9 tRNA genes are annotated in these 1,148 nt (G+C 46.3%); all 9 read right to left on the reverse strand.

From position 1 onward, the window contains the following. Positions 1–131: 131 nt before the first annotated feature. Positions 132–206: transfer RNA gene (locus tag L4C32_RS20630), tRNA-Gln, on the reverse strand. Between the two features lie 9 nt (positions 207–215). Further along, positions 216–300, reverse strand: a tRNA-Leu gene (locus L4C32_RS20635). Positions 301–354: 54 nt separating this feature from the next. Further along, positions 355–431, reverse strand: a tRNA-Met gene (locus L4C32_RS20640). Positions 432–477: 46 nt separating this feature from the next. Continuing rightward, positions 478–552: transfer RNA gene (locus L4C32_RS20645), tRNA-Gln, on the reverse strand. A 7-nt stretch (positions 553–559) separates the two neighbouring features. Continuing rightward, positions 560–644: transfer RNA gene (locus L4C32_RS20650), tRNA-Leu, on the reverse strand. 76 nt (positions 645–720) lie between these two features. After that, a tRNA-Leu gene (locus tag L4C32_RS20655) sits at positions 721–805 on the reverse strand. Positions 806–855: 50 nt separating this feature from the next. Beyond that, positions 856–932, reverse strand: a tRNA-Met gene (locus L4C32_RS20660). A gap of 45 nt (positions 933–977) precedes the next feature. After that, positions 978–1,052 (reverse strand) — tRNA-Gln (locus tag L4C32_RS20665). 9 nt (positions 1,053–1,061) lie between these two features. After that, positions 1,062–1,146 (reverse strand) — tRNA-Leu (locus L4C32_RS20670). Between the last annotated feature and the right edge of the window lie 2 nt (positions 1,147–1,148).

Below are 1,148 nucleotides of genomic sequence, written 5' to 3' on the forward strand. Positions count from 1 at the left end.
GTCTACCAATTCCGCCATTCCCGCACAAATTTTTATCTTAACTTCCACACTAATAAAAGGTCGCTTATCAATGGGTCGATGATCTTGAAGTTAAAACAGGCAGTCCGTTTTTCAACGTGCTACTCGTGATGTGGCAGGGTTACCTGGATTCGAACCAGGGGATGACGAGATCAAAACCCGTTGCCTTACCGCTTGGCGATAACCCTACTGAATAATGGTGCGGAAGGAGAGACTTGAACTCTCACACCTTGCGGCGCCAGAACCTAAATCTGGTGCGTCTACCAATTCCGCCACTCCCGCATTATTCGTTTGTATCCTACTCAATTGATAGTCTATGAGAGTAAGAGTTGTGTATGGTGGCTACTACGGGATTTGAACCTGTGACCCCATCATTATGAGTGATGTGCTCTAACCAGCTGAGCTAAGTAGCCAAATTTTTTAAGTAATCAGTAAACCGTTTTACTCACTACTGAATAGTGGCAGGGTTACCTGGATTCGAACCAGGGGATGACGAGATCAAAACCCGTTGCCTTACCGCTTGGCGATAACCCTACAAATATGGTGCGGAAGGAGAGACTTGAACTCTCACACCTTACGGCGCCAGAACCTAAATCTGGTGCGTCTACCAATTCCGCCACTCCCGCATATTTTTTGCTAGTCTCATAAAACCTAGCCAGATACTTTATCGTTATCATAACCAAATGACAACTACAATTGAGATGGTGCGGAAGGAGAGACTTGAACTCTCACACCTTGCGGCGCCAGAACCTAAATCTGGTGCGTCTACCAATTCCGCCACTCCCGCATCTCATATTGTATTTCTACGATTAACTGACGAGTCAATTAATTGAAGAGTGGTGGCTACTACGGGATTTGAACCTGTGACCCCATCATTATGAGTGATGTGCTCTAACCAGCTGAGCTAAGTAGCCAAATTTTTTAAGTAATCAGTAAACCATTTTACTCACTACTGAATGTGGCAGGGTTACCTGGATTCGAACCAGGGGATGACGAGATCAAAACCCGTTGCCTTACCGCTTGGCGATAACCCTACTGAATAATGGTGCGGAAGGAGAGACTTGAACTCTCACACCTTGCGGCGCCAGAACCTAAATCTGGTGCGTCTACCAATTCCGCCACTCCCGCAT

The organism is Aliivibrio kagoshimensis (assembly GCF_050337105.1).
Lineage (GTDB): Bacteria > Pseudomonadota > Gammaproteobacteria > Enterobacterales > Vibrionaceae > Aliivibrio_A > Aliivibrio_A kagoshimensis.